General features: G+C 69.9%; 7 protein-coding genes and 1 pseudogene. 4 read left to right on the top strand and 4 right to left on the bottom strand.

Translation table 11 applies throughout. The features are described 5' to 3' along the window. Window positions 1–28: 28 nt before the first annotated feature. Both PSH25_RS20475 and PSH25_RS20470 read right to left on the bottom strand, forming a co-directional pair. A complete protein-coding gene (locus PSH25_RS20475; RefSeq protein ID WP_238660630.1) occupies window positions 29–886 on the bottom strand; it encodes a hypothetical protein in 858 nt (285 codons plus the stop codon). Between the two features lie 37 nt (window positions 887–923). Next, window positions 924–2,768, bottom strand: coding sequence for a phosphoenolpyruvate carboxykinase (GTP) (locus PSH25_RS20470; RefSeq protein ID WP_238660629.1), 1,845 nt, complete (start codon window positions 2,766–2,768; stop codon window positions 924–926). A 136-nt stretch (window positions 2,769–2,904) separates the two neighbouring features. On the opposite strand from PSH25_RS20470, the pseudogene PSH25_RS34215 reads away from it, so the two are divergent. The 4 genes and pseudogenes from PSH25_RS34215 to PSH25_RS20455 form a co-directional block, all read left to right on the top strand. Further along, window positions 2,905–2,994: pseudogene (locus PSH25_RS34215) on the top strand (GtrA family protein); the annotation flags it as partial. A gap of 212 nt (window positions 2,995–3,206) precedes the next feature. After that, entirely contained in the window at window positions 3,207–3,743 is a 537-nt protein-coding gene (locus PSH25_RS34210) for a GtrA family protein (RefSeq protein ID WP_274527718.1), read from the top strand. 63 nt (window positions 3,744–3,806) lie between these two features. Further along, a complete protein-coding gene (locus PSH25_RS20460) occupies window positions 3,807–4,514 on the top strand; it encodes a GtrA family protein (RefSeq protein WP_238660631.1) in 708 nt (235 codons plus the stop codon). Continuing rightward, window positions 4,511–5,227 carry a MaoC/PaaZ C-terminal domain-containing protein gene (locus PSH25_RS20455; protein ID WP_238660627.1) on the top strand — a complete coding sequence of 239 codons (717 nt, stop codon included), beginning with the start codon at window positions 4,511–4,513 and terminating at the stop codon, window positions 5,225–5,227. The genes PSH25_RS20460 and PSH25_RS20455 overlap by 4 nt, the downstream gene beginning before the upstream one ends. A gap of 43 nt (window positions 5,228–5,270) precedes the next feature. Here PSH25_RS20455 and PSH25_RS20450 read toward each other — a convergent pair whose 3' ends face one another. Then, window positions 5,271–5,843, bottom strand: coding sequence for a PH domain-containing protein (locus PSH25_RS20450; RefSeq protein WP_238660626.1), 573 nt, complete (start codon window positions 5,841–5,843; stop codon window positions 5,271–5,273). A 108-nt stretch (window positions 5,844–5,951) separates the two neighbouring features. Next, on the bottom strand, window positions 5,952–6,624 hold a 673-nt coding region (locus PSH25_RS20445), incomplete at its 5' end, for a biotin--[acetyl-CoA-carboxylase] ligase (RefSeq protein ID WP_238660625.1).

The following is a 6,624-nucleotide window of genomic DNA, read 5'->3' as shown; positions in this document are numbered from 1 at the left end:
GTGGGGTGGGGTGGGGTGGGGTCGCCGTTCAGGCTGGGACGTGGTCTTCGGCGCGGGCGGCGCGGCGTAGGCCGTAGAGGGTCAGCGCTGCGGCGGCCAGTAGCGGGGCGCCGTCGCGGACCAGGCCGTCCACGCCCAGCAGCCACCAGCACAGCGGCAGGTCCACGGCGAGTACGACCACCGTGACGACGACCAGCAGGCCCCGCGCCCAGTCCTTGCCCCGCATCAGGAACGCGGTGCAGAACAGCACCGCGTAGCTGGCCGTGATGCCCGCGCCGAACCAGAACAGCACGGCCGGCACCGCGGTCAGCCGACCATCCAGGATGGAACCCCCGGCCACCAGGGCCGGCACCAGCATCAGCGGGCTGTAGGTGAAGGCCGCCACCCGGCTGGTCAACAACCAGGCGCTGGCCTGCGGTCGGCGTGGAGGGGTTTCCCGCCAGGAGATGCCGTCCCGGTCGATGACCAGGCGCGGACGGTACCGGACCAGGTGCCCGGCCAACGCCGACGAGCGGTAGAGCAACCAGACCACCGCGACACAGAGCGCCGTGAGGATCGCGAAGCCGAGCAGGCCGGGAAGCGGCGGCACCCCCTGCCGGGGAACGATGAGCCGGCCGACGGCGAAGACCGTGGTGACCGCGAGGATCAGCCCGAACGGGCGGGCCACCGTGCGACCCCGTCGCACGTGCCCGATCAGCAGCAGGAAGCCGAACGAGCGCAGCATGGCCCAGCCGGTCCGAACGGCCAACCCGAAACCCTGCTCCGGGGCGTACCACCAGTTGAGCAGCTCGACCACGACGGTGGCCGCCGCAGTCGTGGCCAGCAGGGTGGTGAGCACCCGGACGGCGGACGGCCGCCGGACCTGGGTCTCGGCGGCCGTCCTCATGGGATCCGACATTGCCCGCGCGGGGCGACTTTCACACCTAGCGCTGCGGCTGTGCGGCGTCGAGGCGCGCGCGCAGCGCGTCCAGCTCGGCCCAGAGCACACCGGGCAGCTTGTCACCGAACTTCTCGAACCACTCGGTGATCATCGGCAGCTCGTTGCGCCACTCGTCCGGGTCGACCTTCAGCGCGATCCGGACGTCCTCCGGGGTCATGTCCAGGCCCTCGACGTCCAGGGCGTTCGGCGCGGGGACCATGCCGACCGGCGTCTCGACCGCGTCGGCCGTGCCCTCGATCCGCTCGACGACCCACTTGAGCACCCGGGAGTTCTCCCCGAAGCCCGGCCAGAGGAACGAGCCGTCCGGGTCCTTGCGGAACCAGTTGACGTAGTAGATCTTGGGCAGCTTCGCCTCGTCGCCGTCGGCGCCCTTGCCCATCTCGATCCAGTGCCGGAAGTAGTCCCCGGCGTTGTAGCCGATGAACGGCAGCATCGCCATCGGGTCCCGCCGCACCACGCCGACGGCGCCGGACGCGGCGGCGGTGGTCTCCGACGAGAGCGTGGCGCCCATGTAGACGCCGTGCACCCAGTCGCGGGCCTCGGTCACCAGCGGGACGGTGTCCTTACGGCGTCCGCCGAAGAGGATCGCGTCGATCGGTACGCCGTTCGGGTCGAAGTACTCGTCGGCGAGGATCGGGCACTGGGTGATCGGGGTGCAGAACCGGCTGTTCGCGTGGGAGGACAGGCTGTCGCTCTCCGGCGTCCAGTCGTTGCCCTTCCAGTCGATCAGGTGCGCCGGCGGCTCACCCATGCCCTCCCACCAGACGTCGCCGTCGTCGGTGAGGCCGACGTTGGTGAAGATGGAGTTACCCCGGTCCAGGGTGCGCATGGCGTTGGCGTTGGTCTTCCAGTCGGTGCCGGGCGCGACGCCGAACAGGCCGTACTCGGGGTTGACCGCGTAGAGACGGCCGTCCGGGCCGAACCGCATCCAGGCGATGTCGTCGCCGATGGTCTCGACCTTCCAGCCGGGAATCGTCGGCTCCACCATGGCGAGGTTGGTCTTGCCGCAGGCCGACGGGAACGCGCCGGCGATGTGGTAGACCCGACCCTCCGGCGAGGTGATCTTGAGGATCAGCATGTGCTCGGCGAGCCAGCCCTCGTCCCGGCCCATCACGCTGGCGATCCGCAGCGAGTAGCACTTCTTGCCCAGCAGCGAGTTGCCGCCGTAACCCGAGCCGTACGACCAGATCTCCCGGCTCTCCGGGAAGTGCGAGATGTACTTGGTGTCGTTGCACGGCCAGGCGACATCCTGCTGGCCGGGGGCGAGCGGGGCGCCGATCGAGTGCAGGGCGTGCACGAAGTCCGCGTCGTCGCCCATGGCTTCCAGGACCCGGGTGCCCATCCGCGTCATGATGCGCATCGAGGCGACCACGTACGGGCTGTCGGTGATCTCGACACCGAACATCGGGGACTCGGCCTCGACCGGGCCCATGACGAACGGGATGACGTACATGGTGCGACCGCGCATCGAGCCCCGGTACAGATCCGTCATCGTCCGCTTCATCTCGGCCGGCGCCATCCAGTTGTTGGTGGGGCCGGCGTCCGCCTCGTCGACGGAACAGATGTAGGTGCGCTCCTCGACCCGGGCGACGTCCGTCGGGTCGGTGCGCGCGTAGAACGAGTTGGGCTTCTTCTCCGGGTTGAGCCGGATCAGGGTGCCGGCCTCGACCAGCTCATCGGTGAGGCGGCGCCACTCCTCGTCGGACCCGTCCACCCAGACGACACGGTCGGGGGTGGTCAGTTCCGCGACCTCACGGACCCAGGCGAGCAGTTTCGGATGGGACGTCGGGGCCTGATCAATACCCCGCACAACAGCCGGAGCAACCATGACACATCTCCTTGTGGTCGACGCTGACCGATCTATGGGATGCACGAGACTCGGCGGCGCGATGCGTCGCCTTCGTGGAAACCTGGGATTGGCCTCAGCGTAAACCGGGCAGCCTTCCGAGTCAGTGGGACAGGTTGTGAAGAACTGCACAAGCTACGGCCTCGCTGCGGCATCACGAGCTGATACCCGCTTTCCCGCGCAGTTTCACGCAAATCTTGTTGTGCACCCCGGCGGACGCTTGTTGCGGTCGGGCCGTGGACCTGCCCCGCCGACCGGTGCGGGGATTCCCGTTCCGCGCCGGCTCAGTCCTCCCAATTGGCTACGCTCTGTGCAGTGGTTACGCACGCGGCGCTGGGCCCCATGGGAGACCACGCCCGCTTCCCGGTGCTACCCCTGTGACTGGCCGGCAGCCGGTAGGCTCCCTCCGTGGCCGCCACGATGACCGGGGATCAACCGGGTCCCCGGCAGACCCGACGGGGTCTCGTCGGCAAACTCCTCGACCGCTTCGGTCACCTCATCCGCGAGATGAGCAAGTTCGCCACCGTGGGTGGTTTCGCCTTCCTCGTCGACTTCGCGCTCTTTAACTACCTGACGAGCAAACACGGTGTCGAAGAGCTGACGGCCAAGACGATCTCCACCGTGATCGCGGCCTCCGTCGCCTTCGTGGGCAACCGGTTCTGGACCTGGCGGCACCGCCAGCGCAACAACGCGGCCCGCGAGTACGCGCTCTTCTTCTTCTTCAACGCGGTCGGTCTCGGCATCACGGTGGCCTGCCTCGCGCTCAGCCGCTACGGGCTCGGCGCCATCTGGCCGGCCGTGTTCCAGACTCGCCTGGCGGACAACCTCGCCAGCTACATCGTCGGCACGGGGTTCGCCACGCTGTTTCGATTCTGGTCGTACCGGCGGTTCGTCTTCGTCGAAGCGGGAACCCCGACCCTTCCGCAGGTGAATCCCGACCGTGACCACGAGGCGTGACCTGCCGCCCATCCCGTTCGGCCGGTGATCACCGGCCGCACCGACTGCCCTAAGGTGTTTCGCATGCGTCTTGTCCGCCTGCTGCCTGAGCGCTGGCAGAAGTTCATCCACGAGGCGCTCAAGTTCGGCATCGTCGGCGGCATCAACACCGTCATCAATTACGCGGTGTTCAATGCCCTTGCACTGACCGTTTTCGTCAATGGTCAGCTGAAGGCGACCGTGATCGCGACCATCGTCGCCACCATCACGTCGTACCTCATGAATCGGCACTGGACGTACCGCGATCGCCCGAAGTCGGCGCTTCGCCGGGAATACCTTCTTTTCTTCCTGTTCAACGGCGCTGGTCTGCTCATTGAGCTGGGCGCCGTCGCGGCGGCGAAGTACGGCCTCGGCGTACACGGTCTGCTGGCACTGAATCTGGCCAAGACCGTCGGCGTCCTGCTGGCCACGCTTTTCCGGTTCTGGTCATACCGCACCTTCGTCTTCCAACCCGTCGCACCGGCCGAGGAGGAAGCCGCGAAGCCCGACTCCACCTGGCACGACATTCCCCGCGACGAGTGGGACACCATGGCGGAGATGGACCCGGTCGCCGAGTTGGCGGAATCCGTGTCCGAGCTGGAGGAGGCGGAGTCCGCGCAACGCGTCGAATCCCCATCTGGCGCACCCGTCCAGGGTCGGCCCACGCGACTGAGTGTCAGCCCCGCCGTCGACCTGGACGCGGAACTCGCCGCGGAGCTGCAGGTCGGCACCCGCCGCGCGCCCCGCCGGTGACGACACCCGACGCCCGCTCCGGCACGGGGCGACCGGCCGAGCTGTTCTTCGAGGACCTCGTCCCGGGGCTCACCGTCGACCTGGGCGTGGTCACCGTGGACGCCGACGAGATGGTCGCCTTCGCCCGCCGCTTCGACCCGCAGTGGTACCACGTCGACCCCGACCTGGCCGCGGCGAGCCGACACGGCGGCCTGATCGCCAGCGGCTTCTACACGGTCAGCCTCTTCATGCGCGCGTACGTCGACCACCTGCTGTCCCGGGCCGCCGCGGACGCGTCCCCCGGCCTGGAGGAGCTGCGCTGGCTCGCCCCGGTGCGGGCCGGCGACCGGCTCGCGGTCCGGGTGGACGTGATGGGCGCCCGGCCGTCGACCGCCCGCCCCGGGCTCGGCACCGTCAGCCTCACCGGCACCATGCTGCGCCTCGGCCCGGACGACCGGCCCGAGCAGGAGGTGCTGCGGACCCGCTTCCGTGGCTGGTTCGCCGTGCGACCGGTCGAGGCCGACCCCGCCGAGGCCGAAGCTGCCCAGGCCGAAGCTGCCCAGGCCGAAGCTGCCCAGGCCGAAGCTGCCGATTCCACCCCGACCGACGCTGACCGGCCCGGAGCTGACCGGCCCGACGGCGGCCCGATCGCGCCCGACCCGTCCACCGCCGGTTCCGCCGACGGCGACCCGACGGAGAGCGGCGACTCAGCCGAGGCTCAACCACACGACTGACCCGCCCCGACACGGCGGCAGGGGCGGGTCACAACCGGTCCGGTCAGGTCGTGGTGTCGCGCAGCGGCTTGCCGTCCTGCATGTCGGCGAGCATGTCGCGCATCTCGCCATCGCCCAGCGAGTGCTTGTCGTGCTGCGCCTCGACCAGCTCGTACAGGGTGGTCTGCACCTTTCCGACGTCCGGCACGTCGGTGAGCACCGACTGGCCGCGCTCACCGGCCGACTCGATGGTGAGCGTCCCGCAGCCGAGCAGGCGCTCGACGAAACGCTGGTTCATCGAGTGGTCGTTGACCCGGGCGAGCGGGAGGTCCCGCCGGTCGCGGGAGAACACACCCTGCTGGAGCAGGACTCGCTCGTTCGTGAACAGGTAGTGGGTGGTGCGCCAGACCAGGAACGGCCACAGACCGAGCCAGAGGACCGCGACCAGGGCGATCCCCCCGATCACCGCCAGCGCGATCGAACCGCCGCCACTCTCGGGCAACAGGAGCACGCCGACCACCACCGCGGCGATGGCCAGCACCAGCACCGCGATCGGCCGGATCAACGCCTTCCAGTGCGGGTGCAGGTGCAGCACGACGTGCTCGTCCTCGGTGAGCACGTCTTGGGGAAACGCCACGGGAACCTCCAACGCGATTTTCTGGACGCGCAGACGGTAAACCCCCCAAGCCCCACCACGACATCCGCCACGCGGCCCCACTCGGCCCCTTCGTGATCTTGCGAGTCGTCAGCGGAGATGCAGGACGTCGCCGGCGGCCAGGGTTCGGGCGCCGGTGGGAGTGGTGACCATCAGTTGGCCGTCCGGGTCCACCCCGGTGGCGGTGCCGGTCAGGGAGTCGCCGTTGGGAAGCAGGACGCGTACCTCGCGGCCGACCGTCGCGCAGGCCGCCAGGTAGGCGTCGCGCAGGCCGCTGGCCACGGCGTCGCCGCCCGCCGAGCGCCACCGGTCGTACCAGTCGGCGACCGCCCGCAGCAGCGCCCGCAGCAGCGGATCCCGATCGGTGGCCACCGCGCCGGCCAGCTGGAGCGAGGTGGCCGGCAACCCGGTCGGATTCACCGGCAGCTCGTCGGCGCGCAGCGTCACGTTGAGCCCGATCCCCAGCACGATGGCCGGCGGTTGGTCCGGCGACCGTCCGGGCACCGCCTCGGCCAGCACGCCCGCGCACTTCGCGTCGTCGATCAGCAGGTCGTTCGGCCACTTCAGGGTGGCCTCCAGCTCGGCCAGCCGGGCCACCGCCTCGACCAGCGCCACGCCGGCCAGCAACGGCAGCCACCCGTACCCGGTGGGGGTCGCCGGCAGCCAACCACGGTCCGGCACGGCCTCGCCGGGCCGCAGCAGGACGCTCGTCGCGATGCCCGCACGGGCCGGCGACTGCCAGACCCGACCGCGCCGGCCCCGC

This window comes from Micromonospora foliorum, from assembly GCF_022229015.1.
GTDB lineage: Bacteria > Actinomycetota > Actinomycetes > Mycobacteriales > Micromonosporaceae > Micromonospora > Micromonospora foliorum.
Note: the sequence above shows the minus strand (reverse complement) of the source record. Positions and strands in the feature narration are given on the sequence as shown.